The organism is Variovorax sp. GW531-E2 (assembly GCF_059423125.1).
This window is the reverse complement of the sequence record NZ_JBWKXQ010000028.1, coordinates 52,562-72,303: the sequence shown is the minus strand read 5'-3', so window position 1 is coordinate 72,303 and position 19,742 is coordinate 52,562. Positions and strand designations below refer to the sequence as shown.

Here is a 19,742-nt window from a genome sequence, read left to right as displayed (position 1 = left end):
AGCTGTTCCCGATGATCGACATCACTCTCGAAAATTTCCAGGCCGAGCTGATCGAAGGCTCGGTCGCCACGCCGGTGCTGCTGGACATCTGGGCCGAATGGTGCGGCCCCTGCAAACAGCTCGGCCCGGTGCTCGAAAAGCTCGAAACCGAATACGCCGGCCGCTTCACGCTGGCCAAGCTGGACGCCGACAAGGTGCCGCAGATTTCCTCGCAGCTGTCCGAGATGTTCGGCGTGCGCAGCATCCCGTTCTGCGTGATGTTCAAGGACGGCCAGCCGGTGGACGGCTTCGTGGGCGCCATTCCGGCCGAGAAGATCCGCGAATTCCTCGACAAGCACGTGCCGGGCGCGGACGAAGCCGAAGCGGCTTCGGAAGGCGCCGCCGCGCAGGAAGCGCTGGCCGAGGGCGACACCCTGGGCGCGCTCGAGAAGCTGCAGCACGCCGTGGCCACCGACCCGGCCAACGACGATGCGCGCTTCGACTACATCAAGCTGCTGCTGCAGGAAGGCCGCACCGACGACGCCAAGGTCGCCTTTGCGCCGGTGATCGCCAAGACCACGCTGGTGCGCCGCTTCGATTCGCTGCAGCGCTGGATGGACGCCATCGATTTCGCCGCACCCGTCACCGGCTCGGCGCCGACGCTGGGCGACTTCGACGACAAGATCGCGGCCAACAAGCGCGACTTCGACGCCCGCTTCAACCGGGCCCGCCTGCTGATGGCCGCCCAGCGCTGGACCGACGCGATGGACGAGCTGCTCGACATCCTCATGCGCGACAAGACCTGGAGCGAAGACCTCGCGCGCAAGACCTACATCGCGATCCTCGACGTGATCGAGCCGCCGAAGGTGAAGGTCGCCGACGGGCAGATTCCGCCGGACGATCCGGTGGTGGCCACGTACCGCCGCCGCCTGAGCAGTGTGGTGTTGAGCTGAACGGCTGAACGACGCATTGCGCCTTTCAGTGCGCAATTGAACAAGAAAGCGACCTGCGGGTCGCTTTTTTATTGCCGTCACCGCCCCATATAGATAGCATTGCTACTCAATTTCCGATAAAAGCGCATTGAAATGCTCCAACTGACCGAAGAACTCGAAAAAGCCCGCAAGGCCGGCGGCCTGAGCCAGGAGGCGCTGGCCACGCGCGCCGGGCTGTCGCGCATGACGGTGCAGCGCATCGAAAGCGGGCAGATCGATCCGCGCCTGTCGACGCTGCTCGAAATGGCGCGCGTGCTGGGGCTCGAGCTGATGCCCGTGCCCGCCAGCCTGCGCCCGCAGCTCGAAGACTTCGTGCGCTCGGGCGGCCGCCTGCTCGGCCAGCCGGCGGGCGTGGGCGCGCCGCCGTCCATCGCGCAGAGCCTGGCCGACGAGAACCGGTGAGACGGTGAGCACGCGCGCCGCCTTCAACACCGGCATCCGCTACCTGCGGATGCACCTGCACCTGCCCGGTGGCGGGCGGCGCGCCATCGGGTACCTCTCGCAGTACGGCGACATCCTGCGCGTGTCCTTCGACGAGGCGTACATCGCCGATGCGGGCCGGCCCACGCTCTCGCTGGCCTACCGCGGCGCTGACGAGGCGGCCACGCGGGCGATCCTGGCCTCGGCGCGCGACGCTCGCGTCTCGCGCAGCGACGGCCGCTGGCCCAGCTACTTCCAGAACCTGCTGCCCGAGGGCCACAACCGCGAGCGCTTGGCGCAGCAGCGCGGCTGCGCGGCCGACGACGAGTTCGAGCTGCTGGCCGCCGCCGGCCACGACCTCATGGGCGCGCTCGAGGTCGAGCCCGTGCCCACGTCCGAAGGCATTCCCGACACCGTGCGCCACTGGCACACGGCGCTGGGGCTCGACGTGCTCGAACCGGGTTTCGTCGAGATGCCGGTGGAAGACGCCGCCGCCATCCCCGGCGTGGTGACCAAGTTCTCGGCGGTGCAGGACGGGCGGCGCTACGTGGTCAAGCGCCACGGCGCGGCGGGCTCGTTCATCCTCAAGCTGCCGAGCACGCGCCACCCCGACCTGGTCGCCAACGAATACACCGGCTACCGCCTGTGCGGCGCGCTCGGCCTCGACTGCGCGCAGGCCCACGTGATCGACCGGGCCGACGCCGACCTGCCCGAGCAGGTGCCCTTCGCGCAGATCCTGGCGGTGCGCCGCTTCGACCGCACGCCCGAGGGCGGGCGCATCCACATGGAAGAGTTCGCGCAGGTGCTGCAGTACGAGCCGCGCCAGAAGTACGGCCGCGGGCTGGCCACCGACTGGCCCGCCATGCTGCGCGTGCTCGACCGCCTATCGCCGAACCCGGTGGCCGACGTGCGCGAGTGCGTGCGCCGCCTCGTGGCCTTCATCCTGCTGGGCAACAGCGACGCGCACCTGAAGAACTGGGCGCTGCGCTACCCCGACGGCGTGGCGCCGATGCTCGCGCCGCTGTACGACCCGGTCTGCGTGGCCGCCTTCTTCGAGGACGTGCCGGCGCGCGACTACGGCGTCAACCGCGCCATCGACGCCACGCTGCGCGCCTTCGACGGGCCGGCGCTGGAGGCGCTGCTGCGCGCGGCCGGGCTGCTGCGGCCGGCGCGCTTGATGGCCATCGCGCGCGACACGGTGCGCCAGGCCCAGGCCGAGTGGCCCGCGCTGCTGGCGCAGGACGGCACGCCCGCCAGCGTGCGCCGCTGCGTCGAGGCGCGCCTCGCAGGGGGCGTCGCCCTGGCGGCCCTCGGGGCCTGAAGAAGCCCGGATGCGCCATCGGGCCTGTCTTCGCACCGGCCACGGCGTCGCATACGATGGCGCCGGTTTTAACTTGTTGCAGATTGAAAAGGAAAATTGGCCATGCGTTCCTTCGCCCGCCGTACCGCGCTCCCCGCCATTGCCTCGGCCGCGCTGCTGCTGACCGCCCTGACCGGTTGCGGCAGCGGCATCAGCCTCGACGAGCCGATCGAAGGGCCGGTGTGGCGCCTGGTGCAGCTGGGCGACGAGCCCATCGCGCCGGGCGGCGATGCGCAGCTGCAGTTCGATCGCAACAGCGGACGGGTCAGTGGGTCGGGCGGCTGCAACCGCGTCACGGGGTCGTTCACGCGCGCGGGCGTGTCGCTCAAGCTCGGCCAGATGGCCGCGACCCGCATGGCCTGCGCGGACCCGGTGCGCGGCGCCAACGAGGCGCAGTTCCTGTCGGCGCTGCAGAACACGGCCAGCTACCGGCTGGCGCCGGGGCGGCTCGCGCTGCTCGATGGCAGCGGCCGCACGGTCGCGCTGCTCAGCAGCGGCAACCGCTAGGGAAAAAACAGATCAGCCGTGGGTGAGGCGGTCCAGCGCCTCACGGTACTTGGCGGCCGTCTTCTCGATGACTTCGGCCGGCAGGCGCGGCGCCGGGGGCGTCTTGTCCCAGGGCTTGCCGTTGATCTTGGTGGCTTCGAGCCAGTCGCGCACGAACTGCTTGTCGTAGCTCGGCGGGTTGGTGCCGGCGGCCAGCGCGGCCTCGTAGCCCTCGACCGGCCAGTAGCGCGAGCTGTCGGGCGTGAGCACTTCGTCCATCAGCACCAGCGTGTCGTTCTCGTCCAGGCCGAACTCGAACTTGGTGTCGGCAATGATCATCCCCTTGGCGAGCGCGATCTGGGCCGCCGCCTCGTAGATGGCGATGCTGACCTCACGGATCTGCTGCGCCAGCTTGGGGCCGACGACCTCGACCACGCGCTCGTAGCTGATGTTCTCGTCGTGCTCGCCGGCCGCGGCCTTGGCGGCGGGCGTGAAGATCGGGCGCGGCAGCTTGCTCGCGTTGGTCAGGCCCTCGGGCAGCGGCACGCCGCAGACGGCGCGGTTGTCCTGGTATTCCTTCCAGCCGCTGCCGGCCAGGTAGCCGCGCACCACGGCCTCGACCGGGATCGGACGCAGGCGCTTGACCAGCATCGAGCGGCCCGTGACCTGCGCCACCTCGTCGGGTTGCACCACGCTCTCGGGCGCCTCGCCCGTCAGGTGGTTGGGGCACAGCGCGCCCAGGCGGTCGAACCACCACAGCGCCATCTTGGTGAGGATCTCGCCCTTGCCCGGGATGGGCTCGCCCATGATCACGTCGAAGGCGCTGAGCCGGTCGCTCGCGACCATCAGGATGCGGTCTTCGCCGACGGCGTAGTTGTCGCGCACCTTGCCGCGCGCAAGCAGGGGCAGGCTCTGGATGGAAGAGGTGTGAACGGTGGTCATGGACGGATGCTCGGCTGGGAAACGGTGACGGGAAAAGCGGATTGTGCGCGCAGAAAAAAGCCACCGCGAGCGGTGGCCTGCGGCGCGCAGTCTGTCTTCGTTAGATGACTTGCTGCGCCAGGTCGCCCTTGGCGTACTTGGCGGCAACGACCTGCAGCGTGTCGCCCTTGATCTTGGCGCCCTGGCCTTCGCAGCCGAACTCGATGTAGCGCTGCTTGCAGATCTGCTTGGCGGCTTCGCGTGCGGGCTTGAGCCATTCGCGGGCGTCGAACTTCTCGGGGTTCTCGGCCAGGAACTTGCGCACGGCGCCGGTCATCGCCAGGCGGATGTCGGTGTCGATGTTGATCTTGCGCACGCCGTACTTGATGGCTTCCTGGATTTCCTCGACGGGCACGCCGTAGGTTTCCTTCATGTTGCCGCCGTATTTGCGGATGATTTCCAGCAGGTCCTGCGGCACCGACGACGAGCCGTGCATCACCAGGTGGGTGTTGGGCAGGCGGGCGTGGATTTCCTTCACGCGCTGGATCGACAGGATGTCGCCCGTGGGCTTGCGCGTGAACTTGTAGGCGCCGTGGCTGGTGCCGATGGCGATGGCCAGCGCGTCCAGCTGCGTGGCCTTCACGAACTGGGCAGCTTCTTCGGGGTCGGTGAGCAGCGAGGCGTGGTCGAGCACGCCTTCGGCGCCGATGCCGTCTTCTTCACCGGCCATGCCGGTTTCGAGCGAGCCCAGGCAGCCCAGCTCGCCTTCGACCGTGACGCCGACCTTGTGGGCCAGCTCGACCACCTTGCGGGTCACGTCGACGTTGTAGTCGAACGAGGCGGGCGTCTTGCCGTCTTCGTGCAGCGAGCCGTCCATCATCACGGACGAGAAGCCCAGGTCGATCGCGCCCTGGCAGATGGCCGGGCTCTGGCCGTGGTCCTGGTGCATCACCAGCGGGATGTTCGGGTACTGCTCGATGGCGGCCTGGATCAGGTGCTTGATGAAGGCTTCACCCGCGTATTTGCGGGCGCCGGCACTGGCCTGCAGGATGACGGGCGCGCCGGTTTCCTTGGCGGCCTCCATGACGGCCTGGACCTGTTCGAGGTTGTTGACGTTGAAGGCCGGAATGCCGTAGCCGTTGGCGGCGGCGTGGTCCAGCAGTTCGCGCATCGAGACGAGTGCCATGGGAAATACCTCGTGGGAATAGAAAAAGACGGGAAAAAGAGAAGGCGGAAAGTCGGGAGAAAACTACCCCGATTCTACCGAGCCCCCTTGTGGGACAGGGCCGACGCCACCCCGGGCGCCACGGGTACTGGCGCGCAGCTCTTTTTCAACTTTTTCAGATCGGCAACTGCGTGGTCGACAGCACCTGCTTGAGCACCACGAAGGTCCGGATCTGCCGCACGCCCGGCAGGTACAGCAGCTGCTCGGCATGCAGGCGGTTGAAGCTGTCGTTGTCGCGGGTGCGCACGAGCATGAAGTAGTCGAATTCGCCCGTGACGACGTGGCATTCGAGGCAGCCCGACACCTTCTGCGCCGCCTTCTCGAAATCGGCAAAAGAGTCGGGCGTGGAGCGGTCGAGCACCACGCCGATCATCACGAGCATGCCGACCTCGAGCGCGTCGGGGTCCAGCAGGGCGACCACGCCCTTGATGAAGCCGGCGGCCTTGAGCCGCTCGACCCGGCGCAGGCAGGCCGGCGCGCTGAGGTTCACCTTGGCGGCCAGCGCCACGTTCGACACCGAGGCGTCGCGCTGCAGGGCGCGCAGGATGGCGCGGTCGGTGCGATCGAGCTCGGTCGGGGCACGCAACTTTGTTGTGCTCATGGCTTCCTTATCGGATGAAAAGCTTTCTTCTCGGCGATCCTGCCTTCTTTTGAATGCCAAATCCAGCGAACTTCGCAAGCACATTGCAAACCCTTCTTCCTACGATCGACAGCTTCACCCCCTCACCGCTTTTGGAGCTGCGTCGATGAACCTGAAGAAATTCCCCCGCCACGCCCTGACCTTCGGCCCCACGCCGATCCAGCCGCTGAAGCGCCTGAGCGCCCACCTGGGCGGCAAGGTCGACCTCTACGCCAAGCGCGAGGACTGCAACAGCGGCCTGGCCTTCGGCGGCAACAAGACGCGCAAGCTGGAGTACCTGATCCCCGAGGCGCTCGAAGGCGGCTACGACACGCTGGTGTCGATCGGCGGCATCCAGTCGAACCAGACGCGGCAGGTGGCCGCGGTCGCCGCGCACCTGGGCCTGAAGTGCGTGCTGGTGCAGGAGAACTGGGTCAACTACTCCGACGCGGTGTACGACCGGGTCGGCAACATCGAGATGTCGCGCATCCTCGGCGCCGACGTGCGGCTGGACGCGGCGGGCTTCGACATCGGCATCCGCCAGAGCTGGGAGCAGGCCATGGCCGACGTGCGCGCGGCCGGCGGCAAGCCCTTCCCGATCCCGGCGGGCTGCTCGGAACACCCGCGCGGCGGGCTGGGCTTCGTGGGCTTTGCCGAGGAGGTGCGCCAGCAGGAGGCCGAGCTCGGGTTCAAGTTCGACTACATCGTGGTCTGCTCGGTCACGGGCAGCACGCAGGCCGGCATGGTGGTGGGCTTCGCGGCCGACGGCCGGGCCGACCGCGTGATCGGCATCGACGCCTCGGCCAAGCCGCAGCAGACCTACGAGCAGATCCTGCGCATCGCCAAGAACACGGCCGAGCTGGTCGAGCTGGGCCGCGACATCACCGAGAAGGACGTGGTGCTCGACCGCCGCTTCGGCGGGCCCGAGTACGGGCTGCCGAACGAGGGCACGCTGGAGGCGATCCGTTTGAGCGCGCGCTTCGAGGGCATGCTGACCGACCCGGTGTACGAGGGCAAGTCGATGCACGGGATGATCGAGAAAGTGCGGCTGGGCGAATTCCCGGCCGGCTCGAAGGTGCTGTATGCGCACCTGGGCGGCGTGCCGGCGCTCAACGCCTACAGCTTCCTGTTCCGCAACGGCTGAACCAGACGGCGCAATGAAAAAGGCCGGCATGTGCCGGCCTTTGTCTTGTGGCGAACGAACTCAGCTCGCCCTGCAGATCTTCAGCATGTTGGTGCCGCCCGGCGCGCCCATCGGCTCACCGCAGGTGATGGCGTACACGTCGCCGCTTTGCACGATGCCGCGCTTCTTCAGGTGGCTCTCGGCCTGGCGCAGCGCGGTGTCGCGGTCGCTTTCCGAATCCATGAGCAGCGGGCGCACGTTGCGGTACAGCGCCAGCTTGCGCTGCGTGGCCAGGCGCGAGGTCAGGGCGTACATGGGGATGTGCGCGCGGTGGCGGCTCATCCACAGGATGGTGGAGCCCGACTCGGTCAGCGCCACGATGGCCTTGGCGCCCAGGTGGTGCGCCGTGAACAGCGCGCCCATGGCGATCGACTGGTCGATGCGGCTGTAGGTCTTGCCGCTGAAGTCGGCGTCGAGCGTCTTGTCTTCGGCGGCCTCGGCGGCTTCGCAGATGCGGCTCATTTCCTGCACGGTCTCGAGCGGGTAGCGGCCCGAGGCGGTTTCGGCGGAGAGCATCACGGCGTCGGTGCCGTCGAGCACGGCGTTGGCGACGTCGCTCACCTCGGCGCGGGTGGGCACGGGGTTGGTGATCATCGACTCCATCATCTGGGTCGCGGTGATGACCACCTTGTCCATGTCGCGCGCCATGCGGATCATCTTTTTCTGCAGCGCCGGCACGGCGGCGTTGCCCACTTCCACGGCGAGGTCGCCGCGGGCGACCATGATGCCGTCGCTGGCGCGCAGGATTTCTTCCAGCTTCGGAATGGCCTCGGCGCGTTCGATCTTGGCGATCATGCCGGGCTTGTGGCCGTACTCGGCGGCCGCCACGTTGCACAGCTGGCGCGCCATTTCCATGTCGGTGGCGTTCTTGGGGAAGCTCACGGCCACGTAGTCGGCCTGGAAGCTCATCGCGGTCTTGATGTCTTCCATGTCCTTGGCCGTCAGCGCGGGCGCCGTGAGGCCGCCGCCCTGCTTGTTGATGCCCTTGTTGTTCGACAGCTCGCCGCCCAGCTTGACGGTGGTGTGCACCGCCTCGCCCTTGACGCCGTCGACCGTGAGCACGATCAGGCCGTCGTTCAGCAGCAGCTTGTCGCCGGGCTTCACGTCGCGCGGCAGGTCCTTGTAGTCGAGGCCGACGGCATCGACATCGCCCAGCTCGGTGCGCGAGGCGTCGAGCACGAACTTGGCGCCGGGTTCGAGCCAGATCTTGCCCTGCGCGAACTTGCCGACACGGATCTTGGGGCCCTGCAGGTCGGCCATGATGGCCACTTCGCGGCCGGCCTTGCGGGCGGCTTCGCGCACCATGGTGGCGCGGTCGATGTGGTCCTGCGCCGTGCCGTGGCTGAAGTTCAGCCGCACCACGCTGACCTTGGCCAGGATCATCTGTTCCAGCAATTCCGGCGTGCTGGAGGCGGGGCCGAGGGTGGCGACGATCTTGGTGGCGTGGCGGGGGATGCGGTCCGAGCTCATGAAGGGGGTCTCCGTTTTGTATTCGCTACTGTATACACTTTGTGTGTCGAACGGAAGTCAGTCGCCACGGGGGATTTCCCTCCCGTGGCCGGACCGCCGCCGGAATCAGCCGGCCGCGCGCTTGGCCAGGATCTCGAAGGCCGGCAGGGTCTTGCCCTCCAGCACCTCGAGGAAGGCACCGCCGCCGGTCGAGATGTAACCGACCTGCTTTTCGATGCCGTACTTGGCGATGGCCGCCAGGGTGTCGCCGCCGCCGGCGATCGAGAAGGCGCTGCTTTCGGCAATGGCTTGCGCGATGGCCTTCGTGCCGCCCGCGAAGGCGTCGAACTCGAACACGCCCACGGGGCCGTTCCAGACGATGGTGCCGGCTTCGCGCAGCTGCGCGGCCAGGATGGCGGCCGTCTTCGGGCCGATGTCCAGGATCAGGTCGTCGTCGGCCACGTCGGTGGCGGCCTTGACGGTGGCGGGCGCGTCGGCCGCGAAGGTCTTGGCCGTGACCACGTCCACCGGGATCGGCACGTCGGCGCCGCGCGCGCGCATGGCGTCGATCACGGCCTTGGCCTGGTCGAGCAGGTCGGGCTCGGCCAGCGACTTGCCGATCGAAAGGCCCGCGGCCAGCATGAAGGTGTTGGCGATGCCGCCACCGACGATCAGCTGGTCGACGTTGGCCGACAGGCTCTTGAGGATGGTGAGCTTGGTGCTGACCTTCGAGCCCGCCACGATGGCGACCAGCGGGCGCTTGGGCTGGGCCAGCGCCTTGGTGATGGCGTCGATCTCGGCAGCCAGCAGCGGGCCGGCCGCGGCCACCTTGGCGAACTGGGCGATGCCGTAGGTGGTGGCTTCGGCGCGGTGGGCGGTGCCGAAGGCGTCGTTCACGTAGATGTCGGTGAGCGCGGCCAGCTTGCGGGCCAGCGCTTCGTCGTTCTTCTTCTCGCCCTTGTTGACGCGGCAGTTCTCCAGCAGCACGACCTGGCCGGGCTTGACGTCGACGCCGTCGACCCAGTCGGCCACCAGCGGCACTTCACGACCCAGCAGCTCGCCCAGGCGCTGGGCGACGGGCGCCAGCGAGTCTTCGGGCTTGAACTCGCCCTCGGTCGGACGGCCCAGGTGCGAGGTGACCATCACGGCCGCGCCGGCGTCGAGCGCCAACTGGATGCAGGGCACCGAGGCGCGGATGCGCGTGTCTTCGGTGATGCGGCCGGCATCGTCCTGCGGCACGTTGAGGTCGGCACGGATGAAGACGCGCTGGCCGGCGGCCTTGCCTTGCGCACAGAGGTCGGTGAATCGAATGACGTTCATGGGTCTGAGGATGGTGAAAGACGGGACTGCCCGCATTGTAGTTTTCGCCCTCTGGCGCCCCTGCGCGTCTCTTGCGGGGCAGTGATGCTTTTTCAGGCCTTCGGCTGCGCGGTCGCGAACTGTTCGAGGATGCCGACGAAACTCGCCGCCGCGGGCGACAGCGAGCGCCGCGCCGCGCTGTACACGCACACCTCGCGGTGGAAGTCGGGCGACTCGAGCCGCACCATCTGCAGCCCGTGCGCGCGCACCAGCGACGCCGAGTAGGTCGGGCACACGGTCAGCCCCAGCCCCGAGGCCACCATGCCCAGCGCGGTGGTCATGTACGACACCTCCTGGGTGCCCGGCCGCATCAGGAAGGCGCGCTCCTCGGCCCCCAGCTCGGGCAGCACGCGCTGGCGGAAATCGCGCGTGGGCGCGATGAAGGTGTAGGGCCCCAGTTCGTGCCAGCGCACCTTGCGGCGCTTGGCGAAGGCGTGGCCAGGCGGGCAGATCAGCCAGTGGCGGTCGCGAAACAGCGTGCGGCGCTCGATGGCGGCGGCGTCTACCGCCACGTCCTGGCCCACGGCCAGCTCGACGTCGCCGGCAGCCACGCCCAGCAGCAGGTGCTCGGGCAGCGTGTCGGCCAGGCGCACGTCCACGTCGGGGTACGCCTCGCGGTAGGCGGCGATCACGCGCGGCATCAGCGTGCAGGCCATGAGCTGCGGCGCTGCAAGCCGCAACAGCCCTTTCTTCTTGTCACGCAGGTCGGTCACGCCCGCGACCGCGCTCGTGAGGTCGCCGAGCAGCCGGTGCACCGAGGGCAGGAACTCGCGCCCCGCCTCCGACAGCTGCACGCGGCGCGTGTTGCGGTCGAGCAGCTGCACGCCCATCTCGCGCTCGAGCTCGCGCACCAGCACGCTGAGCGCCGACTGCGTGAGGTGCAACTGCCCGGCAGCGGTGGTGAAGCTGCCGGTTTCGGCCACGGCGGCGAAGGCGCGCAGCTGGCGCAGGGTGAGGTTCATATATATGGTTATTTCATCAATCGATAAATTAATTTCGATTGCATCATAAGACGCGGCATTGCCCAATCGCGGCCTCAACGGAGACACGACATGCCGACGACCGCCACCCCCACGGCGCCCCCACCCATTCGCGGGCTGCACCATTTCGCCTGGCGCTGCCGCGACAGCGAGGAAACCCGCCACTTCTACGAAGACCTGCTGGGCCTGCCGCTGGCCCACGTCATCAAGAACGACCACGTGCCGAGCACGGGCGAGTACTGCCCCTACGTGCACATCTTTTTCCAGATGCGCGACGGCGCGTACATCGCCTTCTTCGACCTGGGCGACGACACCGCGGCGCTGCCCTCGCCCAACACGCCTGCATGGGTGAACCACATCGCGCTGCGCGTCGACTCGGTGGCCGACCTGCTGGCCGCCAAGGCGCGGCTCGAAGGCGCGGGCATCGAGGTGCTGGGCGTGACCGACCACCACATCATCGAGTCGATCTACTTCTTCGACCCCAACGGCATCCGCGTGGAACTCACCACGCCGACCGTGCCGCAAACCGAGATGGACGCGCACGCGCGCCATGCCCATGCCGACCTCGACGCGTGGACCGCGCGCAAGGCGGCGCTTCGCGCAGCGAAAGGTGCGTCGCATGTCTGAGCTGCAACTTGCCGTCATCGACGTGAAGCCCGGCGCGGCCATGGACAGCCAGTCGGGCCTGCAGCTGCTGCGCCCGCGCATCTACGGCGCCTTCCGCGCGCCGCCGGGGCCGAAAAAGATCGCGGCCATCGTGATGCACCCGACCAGCAACTTCATGGGCCACTACCTCATCGGCCCGCTGGCCGAGCGCGGCATCTGCTGCATGGGCCTGAACTCGCGCTTCGTCGGCAACGACACGGTGCTGCTGATGGAGCGTGCGATTCAGGACCTGGGCGCCGGCGTGCAGTACCTGCGCGCGGCCGGCTACGAGAAGGTGTTCCTGGTCGGCAACTCGGGTGGCGCGGCGCTCTCGGCCTTCTACCAGGCACAGGCCGAGCAGCTCACGGCCACGCACCTGCCCGACGGCGACCCGACGCACCTGCACGCCAGCGACCTGCCCCCAGTGGACGGCCTCGCGCTGTGCGCCGCGCACCTGGGCCGCACGCGGCTCATGCGCGACTGGATCGACCCCTCGGTGACCGACGAGCACGACCCGCTCTCGGTCGACCCCGAGCTCGACATGTACGACCCGCGCCACCGCGTGCCCTACGAGGCCGACTTTCTCGCTCGCTTCAGCGCGGCGCAGAAGGCGCGGATGGACCGCATCGAGCAGTGGTGCCTCGAGCGCCTCGCGCTGCTGCGCGGCACACCCGGCGCGCCGCGCGACCAGACCTTCGTCGTCTACCGCACGCACGCCGATCCGCGCTGCGTCGACCTGTCGCTCGATGCCAATGCGCGCCTGCCCGGCAGCGTCTGGGGCGATGCGCGGCAGGTGAACTATTCGGCCAACGCGATGGGCCGCACCACCTCGCTCACCGCGTTCCTCTCGCAGTGGTCGTCGCGCTCGCAGGCCGACGGGCCCACCAACCTCGCGCGCACCACGGTGCCCCAACTGCTGCTGACCTACACCGGCGACCAGTCGACCTTCCCGAGCACGCGCGACGCATGGATGGCCGCGGGCGGCGCGCGCATCCGCAACGTCGACATCGTCGGCGGCAACCACTACCTGGCGGGCCAGTCCGAGCTGATCCCGCAGGCGGCCGACGCCATCGCCGAGTTCGCGCACGCGCTGTAGAAGAGCCATGGAAAACTTTGCATTCGCGCCGGCCTACGAGTTGCCGGTCTGGCCCTTCACGCCGCCGCCCGAGCTGAACGGCACGACCATCGTGCGCCACCCGGTCGTGATCGTCGGCGCCGGCCCCTCGGGCCTCACGCTGGCCTGCGACCTCGCGCAACGCGGCGTGCGCGCCGTGCTGCTCGACGAGGACGACACCGTGGGCGTGCGCGGCGCCTCGTCGCGCGGCATCTGCTACGCACAGAAGAGCCTAGAAATCTTCGAGCGCCTGGGCATCTACGAACGCATCGCGGCCAAGGGCGTCACCTGGTCGTTCGGGCGCACCTTCTCGGGCGACGAGGAGGTCTACAACTTCAACCTGCAGGCCACCAGCGTCTCGACGCAGCCGCCCTTCATCAACCTGCAGCAGTTCTACATCGAGTGGTTCCTGGTCGATCGCATCCTCGAACTCGGCGTGACCGACCTGCGCTGGAAGAGCCGCGTGACGCACGTCGAGCCGCTGGCCGACGGTGTGCGCATCGACGTCGAGACGCCCGCCGGCAGCTACACGATCGAGGCCGACCACCTGATCGACGCGACGGGCGCGAACAGCCCGATCCGCACGCAGCTCGGCGTGGCTTCGCACGCCTCGCGCAGCACCGACCGCTGGTGCATCAGCGACGTACGCTTTGAAAAACCGCTGCCCACCGAGCGCTGGACTTGGGTCGATGCGCCCTTCAACGAAGGCCGCGGCGTGTGGCAGCACCTGATGGCCGACGGCGTGTGGCGCATCGACTACCAGATGCCCGAGGACTGCGATCCCGCCGAGATCAGCCGCCCCGAGGTGGCCGGTGCGCGATTGCGCGAACAGCTCGGGCCCGACGTGGCGTTCGAGTTCGTGTGGATCGGCCCGTACGGCTACCGCGACCACCTGCTGGAGCGCTTCCGCCACGGCCGCGTGTGCTTCATCGGTGACGCCGCGCACGTGGTGAGTCCCTTCGGCGCGCGCGGCGGCAACACCGGCATCCAGGACGCGGCCAACCTCGGCTGGAAGCTCGCGCTGGTCGCGCAGGGGAAGGCTGGCGATGCGCTGCTCGACAGCTACGACGCCGAGCGCCGCCCGGCCGCGCAGGAGAACCTGACGGTCACGAGCCGGTCGGCGCGTTTTCTCGCGCCGCGCTCGCCGGCCGAGCACACGCTGCGCCGCGCCGTGGTGGCGCTGGCCAAGCGCCACACCTTCGCGCGTGCGCTGGTCAACACGGGCCGCATGTCGGTCGCCAACGACTACCCCGCCGCGCCGCTGCTGCCCGAGGGCGCGCGCACGGTGCAGAACCTGCCGCTGCGCTGGGCCGACGGGCGCCAGACCACGCTGATGCAGCTGCTGGCCGAGGGCACGCAGTGCCTGGGCCTGTGGTTCGCGCCGACGCGCGCACAGGCCCAGGCCGCGTGCGATGCCACGGCCGCACTGCCGCTGCGCCTGCTGGCCGTGGGCGGCGACAGCGGCCTGCCGACCTTGCAGGCCGACGAAACGCTGGCGCGCCACCTCGGCCTCGACACCAGTGCAGCGGGCGGCTTCGTGCTCGTGCGCCCCGATGCCTACCGCGCTGCGCTCCTTGCGCAAGCCACCCCCGACACGATCGCCGCCGCCGTCCGCACGGCGCTCGCACTCACCGCTTCGTCCCCATGATCACCGAGCCCCGCATCCCCGACCCCGACGGCTTCTACGCCGCGCTGCTGGCCGCGCACGAAGGCCGCACCGAGGCGCAGAGCGCCGACCTCAACGCCCGCCTCGTGCTGCTGCTGGCCAACCAGTGCGCCGACCAGGCCGTGCTGCTCGCCTGCATCCGCGCGGCGGCCGAGGCCGACGACGACATCCCCAAGACCACGACACCCACCCCATGACCGCCACCGTCTCTTTCGCTTCCGCCTCCGACACCCGCGAACAGAAGCCCCGCCTGCAGGAACTCGCACCGGGCGCCTACGGCTACATCAGCGACTTCGATCCCAACTGCGGCTTCGTCGTCGGCGACGAGCAGGTGGTGCTGATCGACACCCGCCCCACGCCGCGCATGGCGCGCGACTTCCTCGCGGCGATCCGCAGCGTGACCGACAAGCCGATCCGCACCATCGTGCTCACCCACTACCACGCGGTGCGCGTGATGGGCGCGAGCGCCTTCGACGAGGTGCAGGAGATCGTCGCCAGCAACGGCACGCTCGACTGGATCCGCACGCGCGGCCAGGCCGACTTCGAATCGGAGGTGGGCCGCTTCCCGCGCCTGTTCGCGGGCGTGGAAGAGATCCCGGGCCTGACCTTCCCGACCACGGTCTTCGAGCGCGAGATGACGCTGCCGCTGGGCGGTGGCCGCGAACTGCGGCTCATGGCGCTGGGGCGCGGCCATTCGAGCGGCGACACCGTCGCCTGGCTGCCCGACAGCGGCGTGCTGTTTGCGGGCGACGTGGTCGAGAACCACTGCGGCGTCTACGCGGGCGACGCCTACATCGGCGACTGGGCCGGCACGCTCGACGCGGTGCGCGCGCTGCAGCCGCGCGTGCTGGTGCCCGGGCGCGGCGCGGTGCTGCAGGGCGAAGCGGTCTGCGCCGAGGCGATCGGGCTCACGAAGGACTTTCTCTCGACGCTGCTCGACAGCGTGCGCGCGGGCATCGCCGCGGGCGAGACGCTCAAGGGCTGCTTCGCGCGCGCCGAGGCGGCCATGACGCCGCGCTTCGGCGGCTGGCCGGTGTTCCAGCACGTGCTGCCTTTCGACGTCTCGCGGGCGTACGACGAGCTGCGCGGCATCGAGCACCCGGTCGTCTGGACCGCCGAGCGCGACCGCGAGCTCTGGCAGGTCCTGCGCGGCACCTGAGCCGCCCCCTTTTTTCAACAAAGCAACGGAGACAACAAACGATGAAGCGCTTCCTTCCCCTGCTGGCCGCGACCCTCGCGCTCGCCGCCGCACCCTTCGCGTCGGCGCAGCCTGCGGCCTATCCCAGCCAGCCCGTGAAATGGATCGTGCCCTACGTGGCCGGCGGCGGCACCGACAACCTCGCGCGCTCGCTGGCCGAGGCCATGCAGCCCTCGCTCGGCCAGCCGCTGATCATCGACAACCGCCCCGGCGCGTCGACCAACATCGGCGTGTCGGTGATGATGCAGGCCAAGCCCGACGGCTACACGATCATGCAGGCCGAGAACGCAGCGCTGCTGTTCAACGAGCACATGTTCGCCAAGCTGCCCTACAAGCCGGCGACCGACTTCACCTACATCGGCACCATCGGGCGCTTCCCGGTGGCGCTGGTGGTACACCCCGACTTCCCCGCGAAGAACGTGGCCGAGTTCGTGCGCTACGTGAAGGCCAACCCCGACAAGGTGAGCTACGCCTCGCCCGGCAACGGCTCGCCGCACCACATGGCGATGGAGCTGTTCAAGCAGAAGGCGGGCCTGACGATCACGCACGTGCCGTACAAGGGCGCCGCGCCCGCCATGACCGACGTGATGGGCGGCCAGGTGCCGACGATGATGCTCGACCTGGCCTCGGGCCTGCCGATCATCAAGTCGGGCAAGGTGCGGGTGCTGGCCATCGCGCTGCCGCAGCGCGCCGGTGCGTTGCCCGAGGTGCCGACCTTCGTCGAGGCCGGCTTCAGCGACGTCAACGCCTACGCCTTCCACGGCCTGATCGGCCCCGCCGGCATGCCGCCCGAGGCCGTGGCGCGCATCAACACCGAGCTGCACAAGGCGATGAAGGCGCCGAAGGTGGTGAAGCTGTTTGCGGAGTTCGGCTTCGAGGCGCTGCCCGGCACGCCGCAGGACTTCTACAAGCTCTCGCGCGCGGAGAGCGAGCGCTGGGGCAACATCATCAAGACCGCCGGCGTGAAGCTCGACTAGTCTGAGCCGATCACCAGCCTAGGCCGAGGTGCAGGGGCAGATACACCGCCATGCCGGCCAGCATCGTGCCCAGCACGCCGCGCCGCCAGAAGTAATAAGCGCCGCCGACGACCGCCGCGTAGAGGCGGGCGTCGTGCAAGGTGGTGATCAGGTGGCCCTGCGTCATCACGATCTCGGGCGCGATCACGCCGGCCAGCGCGGCGGCTGGCGCGTAGTGCAGCGCGCGGTGCGCCCACTCGGGCAGGCCCCAGGGCCGGTCGAGGATGAAGAAGAAGCAGCGCGTGAGCACGGTGACACCGGCGAGGCCGGCGATCACGGCCAGGGACCACCAGTCGGTGCCGCCGCCGCTCATTTGTCGTCCTCCGCGTCGGGGTCGAGCCCGAACTGCTTTTCGAGCCAGAAGCACAGCAGCACGGCCACGCCGATCGCGACCACGATGTTGAGCTTGAGCGGCAGCGCGTAGGCCGCGACCGCCGTGGCGCCCGCGATGAGCGCGGCCAGCACGCGCAGCCGCGTCGTCGCCATCGAGCAGACGATGGCCACCAGGCTCAGCACGCCGGCAAAGCCCAGGCCCCAGGTCTGCGGAATGAGGTTGGCCAGCGCGATGCCCAGCAGGCTCATGCCCATCCACGCGCACCAGGTCACGAAGTAGTTGCCGGTGAGGTAGGCCTCTTGCGCCAGCCGCTCGGCGGGCGTGGTCGGCGGGGCCGTGTACTGCTTCGTGAAGAGCGCGTAGCTCAGGTCGGCCGTCAGGTAGCCGTGCAGCAGGCGGCGCCAGCGCGGCATGTGCATGAGGTAGGGCCGCAGGTGCAGGCTGAACACCACGAAGCGCAGGTTGACGCAGAAGCCGGTCGCCAAAATCACCCAGGCCGGCGCGCCCGCGGCCAGCAGCGGGATGGCGGCCAGCTGCGAGCTGCCGGCGTAGACGAACAGCGTCATCGCCACGGCCTCGAGCACGCTCATGTCCGACTTGACCATGGCCACGCCGGTCATCAGGCCCCAGGCGCCGATGCCGAGCGCGGCCGAGGCCATGTCGCGCATGCCGGCGCGAAACTCGGGCTGGCGGCGCAGCGTGGACGAGAGAAACATCAGCCGAAGACCTGGCCGGCCTTCAGGTCGAAGCCGCGCAGGAAGTCCGCCGCGGGCAGGCGCTTGCCGCCCGGGCGTTGCAGTTCGGTGAGCACCACGGTGGCGTCCGACGCCGCCACGGCGACGCCCGTTGCATCGGCCGAGACGATGGTGCCGGGCGCGGCGCCTGCAGGGCCGGCCGCCACGTGCGCGGCCCAGAGCTTGACGGTCTCGCCGCCGAGCGGGCTGTTTGCGCCGGGGAACGGATCGAAGGCCAGCACACGGCGCACGATGGCGGCGGCCGGCTGTGTCCAGTCGATCAGCGCTTCGTGCTTCTCGACCTTGTGGGCGTAGGTGATGCCTTCGGTGGGCTGCGGCGTGCGGGTGAGTTGCCCGATCTGCGCCAGCGCCTCGACCACCATGCGGCCGCCGAGCGCGGCCAGCCGGTCGTGCAGGCGGGCGGTGTTCTCGTCGGGGGCGATGTCGAGCGCCTCGCGCAGCAGCATGTCGCCGGTGTCCAGGCCCGCGTCCATCTGCATGATGGTGATGCCGGTCTGCGCGTCGCCGGCCTCGATGGCGCGGTGGATCGGCGCCGCGCCGCGCCAGCGCGGCAGCAGGCTGGCGTGGATGTTGAGGCAGCCGTGCACCGGCAGGTCGAGCACCCACTGCGGCAGGATCAGCCCGTAGGCCGCGACCACCATCACGTCGGGCTGCCACGCGAGCAGCGTGTCGCGCGCGGCCGTGGCCTCGTCGGGGTACTTGCCGTCCAGCCGCAGGCTGCGCGGCTGGGCCACGGGCCAGTTGTGGGCCACGGCGCACTGCTTGACGGGCGACGCCTGCAGCTTCATGCCGCGGCCGGCGGGCCGGTCGGGCTGGCTCATCACGCCGACGATGTCATGGCCGGCGGCGGCGATGGCCTCCAGGGCGACGCGCGCGAACTCGGGCGTGCCCGCAAAAACGACTTTCAACGCGCTCAATCCCGGATCCGTTCGAATTCGAGGTCATCCCCCGTGTGGTACCGGCGCACCACGCCGGTGGGGTCGATGTAGATATAGAGCATGCGGCGCTCGTTGATGGCCTTGTAGCGCCAGGTCCAGACGGTGCCGTCGAAGGAGCTGACGCGGCTGATTTCGTAGGGCTTGCCGTAGAAGGCCAGCACCTCGTTCTGGCGCCAGCGGTCGATCTGGATGTCGTGGTCGAAGCGCGCCTCGGTGAGCACCTGGGTCACCGAGACGACCTTGCCGGAGGCGTCGAGGTCGATGTCGACCACCTCGAAGCCGGCCGGCATGCGCGAGTACTGCAGGCGCTCGCCGCCGCCGTTGAGCGGGTAGCGGCCGGTGGGCGCGCCCAGGCGCTGCAGGGTTTCGGCGGCGGAGGTGCCGGGCGGGATGCGCGTGGGTTCGCTGACGCAACCTGCCAGGAACAACAGTCCGGCGGCGGCCAGCGAGGACCACGCAGCCCGGTGGCTCATGCCCGTGCTTCTTTCATGTCCTCGCGCTGCTGCTTGAGGAGCTTGCTCTTGATGCGGTTGCGCTTGAGCGGCGACAGGTATTCGACGAACACCTTGCCCATGAGGTGGTCGAGCTCGTGCTGGATGCACACGGCCAGCAGGCCGTCGGCCTCGATGGTGTGGGTGTTGCCGTCGGCGTCGAGCGCCTGAACCTTCACCGAGGTGGAACGCATCACGCCGTCGTAGATGCCGGGCACCGAGAGGCAGCCCTCTTCATTCAGCACCTTTTCGTCGCTGGCCCAGGTGATTTCGGGGTTGATGAGCACGATCGGCTCGTTGCGCTCTTCGGAGACGTCGATCACGACCACGCGCTCGTGCACGTCGATCTGGGTCGCGGCCAGGCCGATGCCGCTCGCGTCGTACATGGTTTCCAGCATGTCGGCGACCAGCGTCTTGATGCGCGCGTCCACGCCCTGCACCGGCTTGGCCACCGTGTGCAGGCGCTTGTCGGGGTAACTCAGAATGATTCGTTTGGCCATGAAATCGGGGGGAAGTTGTGGCTATTTTCGCCAATTCCGCGACGCGTCGCGGCGCATTGACGCGAAAACGTTGCCCTTGCAAGGGCTTCGGGCGCAGAATTCGTAGCAAATT

Annotated in this window: 22 protein-coding genes; 11 read left to right on the top strand and 11 right to left on the bottom strand. The window is 69.0% G+C overall.

Features of this window, described 5'->3' with window-relative positions; all coding sequences use genetic code 11:
• The first annotated feature begins 11 nt into the window (after positions 1–11).
• From AC07XP_RS17525 to AC07XP_RS17510, 4 genes are all read left to right on the top strand, one after another.
• Entirely contained in the window at positions 12–932 is a 921-nt protein-coding gene (locus AC07XP_RS17525) for a tetratricopeptide repeat protein (RefSeq protein WP_495265387.1), read from the top strand.
• A 132-nt stretch (positions 933–1,064) separates the two neighbouring features.
• Entirely contained in the window at positions 1,065–1,373 is a 309-nt protein-coding gene (locus AC07XP_RS17520; protein WP_062481916.1) for a helix-turn-helix domain-containing protein, read from the top strand.
• A 49-nt stretch (positions 1,374–1,422) separates the two neighbouring features.
• Positions 1,423–2,712 (top strand): type II toxin-antitoxin system HipA family toxin, encoded by a 1,290-nt coding sequence (locus AC07XP_RS17515; RefSeq protein WP_495265390.1) that lies wholly within the window; start codon positions 1,423–1,425, stop codon positions 2,710–2,712.
• A gap of 102 nt (positions 2,713–2,814) precedes the next feature.
• A complete protein-coding gene (locus AC07XP_RS17510) occupies positions 2,815–3,258 on the top strand; it encodes an META domain-containing protein (protein ID WP_159274102.1) in 444 nt (147 codons plus the stop codon).
• A 12-nt stretch (positions 3,259–3,270) separates the two neighbouring features.
• Here the strand turns inward: AC07XP_RS17510 and AC07XP_RS17505 are convergent, their stop codons facing one another.
• From AC07XP_RS17505 to AC07XP_RS17495, 3 genes are all read right to left on the bottom strand, one after another.
• Entirely contained in the window at positions 3,271–4,179 is a 909-nt protein-coding gene (locus AC07XP_RS17505; protein ID WP_062478299.1) for a phosphoribosylaminoimidazolesuccinocarboxamide synthase, read from the bottom strand.
• A 100-nt stretch (positions 4,180–4,279) separates the two neighbouring features.
• Positions 4,280–5,344, bottom strand: a complete 1,065-nt coding sequence (fba, locus tag AC07XP_RS17500) for a class II fructose-bisphosphate aldolase (protein WP_062478296.1) — start codon at positions 5,342–5,344, stop codon at positions 4,280–4,282.
• A gap of 154 nt (positions 5,345–5,498) precedes the next feature.
• The gene (locus AC07XP_RS17495; protein ID WP_495265386.1) at positions 5,499–5,984 is read right to left on the bottom strand and encodes an Lrp/AsnC family transcriptional regulator; all 486 of its coding nucleotides are present in this window, start codon (positions 5,982–5,984) and stop codon (positions 5,499–5,501) included.
• A gap of 145 nt (positions 5,985–6,129) precedes the next feature.
• Between AC07XP_RS17495 and AC07XP_RS17490 the strand changes: the two genes are divergently transcribed.
• Positions 6,130–7,146, top strand: coding sequence for a 1-aminocyclopropane-1-carboxylate deaminase (locus tag AC07XP_RS17490; RefSeq protein WP_062478293.1), 1,017 nt, complete (start codon positions 6,130–6,132; stop codon positions 7,144–7,146).
• A gap of 60 nt (positions 7,147–7,206) precedes the next feature.
• Here AC07XP_RS17490 and pyk read toward each other — a convergent pair whose 3' ends face one another.
• The 3 genes from pyk to AC07XP_RS17475 form a co-directional block, all read right to left on the bottom strand.
• A complete protein-coding gene (gene pyk, locus AC07XP_RS17485; protein ID WP_062478290.1) occupies positions 7,207–8,655 on the bottom strand; it encodes a pyruvate kinase in 1,449 nt (482 codons plus the stop codon).
• 105 nt (positions 8,656–8,760) lie between these two features.
• Positions 8,761–9,954: a phosphoglycerate kinase gene (locus AC07XP_RS17480; protein WP_095950500.1), complete on the bottom strand. Its 1,194-nt coding sequence runs from the start codon at positions 9,952–9,954 to the stop codon at positions 8,761–8,763.
• A 92-nt stretch (positions 9,955–10,046) separates the two neighbouring features.
• Positions 10,047–10,955, bottom strand: coding sequence for a LysR family transcriptional regulator (locus tag AC07XP_RS17475; protein WP_062478283.1), 909 nt, complete (start codon positions 10,953–10,955; stop codon positions 10,047–10,049).
• Between the two features lie 90 nt (positions 10,956–11,045).
• On the opposite strand from AC07XP_RS17475, the gene AC07XP_RS17470 reads away from it, so the two are divergent.
• The 6 genes from AC07XP_RS17470 to AC07XP_RS17445 are packed head-to-tail and all read left to right on the top strand — an operon-like array spanning position 11,046 to position 16,573.
• Complete coding sequence (locus AC07XP_RS17470; protein ID WP_495265385.1) at positions 11,046–11,600, top strand: VOC family protein; 555 nt, start codon at positions 11,046–11,048, stop codon at positions 11,598–11,600.
• The gene (locus AC07XP_RS17465) at positions 11,593–12,714 is read left to right on the top strand and encodes an alpha/beta hydrolase family protein (RefSeq protein WP_495265384.1); all 1,122 of its coding nucleotides are present in this window, start codon (positions 11,593–11,595) and stop codon (positions 12,712–12,714) included. Before AC07XP_RS17470 ends, AC07XP_RS17465 begins: the two co-directional genes overlap by 8 nt.
• Positions 12,715–12,721: 7 nt before the next feature.
• A complete protein-coding gene (locus AC07XP_RS17460; protein WP_495265383.1) occupies positions 12,722–14,380 on the top strand; it encodes an FAD-dependent oxidoreductase in 1,659 nt (552 codons plus the stop codon).
• A complete protein-coding gene (locus AC07XP_RS17455; protein ID WP_495265382.1) occupies positions 14,377–14,595 on the top strand; it encodes a DUF2783 domain-containing protein in 219 nt (72 codons plus the stop codon). Before AC07XP_RS17460 ends, AC07XP_RS17455 begins: the two co-directional genes overlap by 4 nt.
• A complete protein-coding gene (locus AC07XP_RS17450) occupies positions 14,592–15,557 on the top strand; it encodes an MBL fold metallo-hydrolase (protein WP_495265381.1) in 966 nt (321 codons plus the stop codon). The genes AC07XP_RS17455 and AC07XP_RS17450 overlap by 4 nt, the downstream gene beginning before the upstream one ends.
• Before the next feature lie 41 nt (positions 15,558–15,598).
• Positions 15,599–16,573, top strand: a complete 975-nt coding sequence (locus tag AC07XP_RS17445) for a Bug family tripartite tricarboxylate transporter substrate binding protein (RefSeq protein WP_159274110.1) — start codon at positions 15,599–15,601, stop codon at positions 16,571–16,573.
• A 10-nt stretch (positions 16,574–16,583) separates the two neighbouring features.
• On the opposite strand, the gene AC07XP_RS17440 is transcribed toward AC07XP_RS17445, so the two are convergent.
• From AC07XP_RS17440 to def, 5 genes are read right to left on the bottom strand one after another with little or no spacing between them, the layout of a single operon-like run.
• Entirely contained in the window at positions 16,584–16,925 is a 342-nt protein-coding gene (locus tag AC07XP_RS17440; RefSeq protein ID WP_095747259.1) for an AzlD domain-containing protein, read from the bottom strand.
• A complete protein-coding gene (locus AC07XP_RS17435) occupies positions 16,922–17,662 on the bottom strand; it encodes an AzlC family ABC transporter permease (RefSeq protein ID WP_495265380.1) in 741 nt (246 codons plus the stop codon). Before AC07XP_RS17435 ends, AC07XP_RS17440 begins: the two co-directional genes overlap by 4 nt.
• Positions 17,662–18,618: a methionyl-tRNA formyltransferase gene (gene fmt / locus AC07XP_RS17430; RefSeq protein WP_495265379.1), complete on the bottom strand. Its 957-nt coding sequence runs from the start codon at positions 18,616–18,618 to the stop codon at positions 17,662–17,664. Before fmt ends, AC07XP_RS17435 begins: the two co-directional genes overlap by 1 nt.
• Positions 18,615–19,112: a hypothetical protein gene (locus AC07XP_RS17425; RefSeq protein ID WP_495265378.1), complete on the bottom strand. Its 498-nt coding sequence runs from the start codon at positions 19,110–19,112 to the stop codon at positions 18,615–18,617. The genes fmt and AC07XP_RS17425 overlap by 4 nt, the downstream gene beginning before the upstream one ends.
• Entirely contained in the window at positions 19,109–19,630 is a 522-nt protein-coding gene (gene def, locus AC07XP_RS17420) for a peptide deformylase (RefSeq protein ID WP_070063231.1), read from the bottom strand. The genes AC07XP_RS17425 and def overlap by 4 nt, the downstream gene beginning before the upstream one ends.
• Positions 19,631–19,742 lie beyond the last annotated feature (112 nt).

Coding starts and splice junctions, on each gene's coding strand:
- AC07XP_RS17460 (WP_495265383.1), top strand. CDS start 12,722: ATGGAAAACTTTGCATTCGCGCCGGCCTACGAGTTGCCGGTCTGGCCC.
- AC07XP_RS17440 (WP_095747259.1), bottom strand. CDS start 16,925: ATGAGCGGCGGCGGCACCGACTGGTGGTCCCTGGCCGTGATCGCCGGC.
- AC07XP_RS17505 (WP_062478299.1), bottom strand. CDS start 4,179: ATGACCACCGTTCACACCTCTTCCATCCAGAGCCTGCCCCTGCTTGCG.
- AC07XP_RS17455 (WP_495265382.1), top strand. CDS start 14,377: ATGATCACCGAGCCCCGCATCCCCGACCCCGACGGCTTCTACGCCGCG.
- AC07XP_RS17515 (WP_495265390.1), top strand. CDS start 1,423: ATGCACCTGCACCTGCCCGGTGGCGGGCGGCGCGCCATCGGGTACCTC.
- AC07XP_RS17445 (WP_159274110.1), top strand. CDS start 15,599: ATGAAGCGCTTCCTTCCCCTGCTGGCCGCGACCCTCGCGCTCGCCGCC.
- AC07XP_RS17435 (WP_495265380.1), bottom strand. CDS start 17,662: ATGTTTCTCTCGTCCACGCTGCGCCGCCAGCCCGAGTTTCGCGCCGGC.
- AC07XP_RS17490 (WP_062478293.1), top strand. CDS start 6,130: ATGAACCTGAAGAAATTCCCCCGCCACGCCCTGACCTTCGGCCCCACG.
- AC07XP_RS17495 (WP_495265386.1), bottom strand. CDS start 5,984: ATGAGCACAACAAAGTTGCGTGCCCCGACCGAGCTCGATCGCACCGAC.
- AC07XP_RS17425 (WP_495265378.1), bottom strand. CDS start 19,112: ATGAGCCACCGGGCTGCGTGGTCCTCGCTGGCCGCCGCCGGACTGTTG.
- AC07XP_RS17450 (WP_495265381.1), top strand. CDS start 14,592: ATGACCGCCACCGTCTCTTTCGCTTCCGCCTCCGACACCCGCGAACAG.
- AC07XP_RS17465 (WP_495265384.1), top strand. CDS start 11,593: ATGTCTGAGCTGCAACTTGCCGTCATCGACGTGAAGCCCGGCGCGGCC.
- AC07XP_RS17520 (WP_062481916.1), top strand. CDS start 1,065: ATGCTCCAACTGACCGAAGAACTCGAAAAAGCCCGCAAGGCCGGCGGC.
- AC07XP_RS17510 (WP_159274102.1), top strand. CDS start 2,815: ATGCGTTCCTTCGCCCGCCGTACCGCGCTCCCCGCCATTGCCTCGGCC.
- fba (WP_062478296.1), bottom strand. CDS start 5,344: ATGGCACTCGTCTCGATGCGCGAACTGCTGGACCACGCCGCCGCCAAC.
- AC07XP_RS17470 (WP_495265385.1), top strand. CDS start 11,046: ATGCCGACGACCGCCACCCCCACGGCGCCCCCACCCATTCGCGGGCTG.
- AC07XP_RS17475 (WP_062478283.1), bottom strand. CDS start 10,955: ATGAACCTCACCCTGCGCCAGCTGCGCGCCTTCGCCGCCGTGGCCGAA.
- pyk (WP_062478290.1), bottom strand. CDS start 8,655: ATGAGCTCGGACCGCATCCCCCGCCACGCCACCAAGATCGTCGCCACC.
- def (WP_070063231.1), bottom strand. CDS start 19,630: ATGGCCAAACGAATCATTCTGAGTTACCCCGACAAGCGCCTGCACACG.
- AC07XP_RS17480 (WP_095950500.1), bottom strand. CDS start 9,954: ATGAACGTCATTCGATTCACCGACCTCTGTGCGCAAGGCAAGGCCGCC.
- AC07XP_RS17525 (WP_495265387.1), top strand. CDS start 12: ATGATCGACATCACTCTCGAAAATTTCCAGGCCGAGCTGATCGAAGGC.